Raw genomic sequence first — 1077 nt, forward strand, 5'->3', positions numbered from 1 at the left:
CTGGCTTAGGGGTGGAAAGATAAAGGGCGACCGTTTTTATCTGGCGATTGCATTTGTCGTCATCCTCTTCATCCTCTGAATCGCTATTGCATTCGTCATCTGCTTCATGATCCGGGTTGCTGTGTTCTCCAGTAAGTTCCGCAAGCAGTAACTGTTTCAGTTGTGTTTCCTGATGTTGCAGCACCTCAATAGCGGGTAGCCCTGCTGATGCCCAGAGCCTGGTCATAATTTTCAGTAGCCAATGATTGGTTGCTCCCCGTTGACCTAACCAGCCCAGCACCTTTTTCACGGGCTTATGTTTGGGCAAGCCCTGGAAATGATTCATGGACGAGAAGGCGCGGAACAACTTTATATTGAACTCACCATTCTTGTCTTTCCATTCTGGCCAGCCCAGCACCTCTCTCACTTGATCATGTTTGAGCATGCTTTTGCCATGATTCATAGACGAGAAGGAACGGAACAGCTCCATATTGAACTCGCCATCCCTGTCTTTCCATTCCGGCCAGCCCAGCACCTCTCTAACTTCATCATGTTTGAGAATGCCTTCGCCATTATTCATAGACGAGAAGGAGCGGAACAGCTCCATATTGAACTCGCCATACTTGTCTTTCCATTCCGGCCAGCCCAGAACCTCGCTCACTTCCTCATGTTTGAGCATGCCTTTGCCATTATTCATAGACGAGAGGGAGCGGAACAGCTCCATACTAAACTTGCCATCCTTGTCCTTCCATTCCGGCCAGCCCAGAACCTCGCTCACTTGCTCATGTTTGAGCATGCCTTTGCCATTATTCATAGACGAGAAGGAGCGGAACAGCTCCATATTGAACTCGCCATAGTTGTCTTTCCATTCGAGCCAGCCCAGCACCTCTCTCACTTCCACATGTTTGAGCATGCCTTTGCCCATGTTCATGGATGAGAAGGAGCGGAACAGCTCCATATTGAACTCGCCATCCTTGTCTTTCCATTCTGGCCAGGCGAGTACTTCTTTCACTTCCTTTTGTTTGAGCATGCCTTTGCCACTATTCATGGATGAGAAGGAGCGGAACAGCTCCATACTGAACTCGCCATCCTTGTCTT

At 49.0% G+C, this 1077-nt stretch carries 1 protein-coding gene; it reads right to left on the minus strand.

The window, feature by feature from the left end:
* Positions 1–1054 (minus strand): hypothetical protein (locus KDK18_RS10155; protein ID WP_257254785.1); only part of this gene is annotated, 1054 nt, incomplete at its 3' end.
* Between the last annotated feature and the right edge of the window lie 23 nt (positions 1055–1077).

The sequence above is a fragment of the Endozoicomonas sp. SESOKO3 genome, from assembly GCF_024606255.1.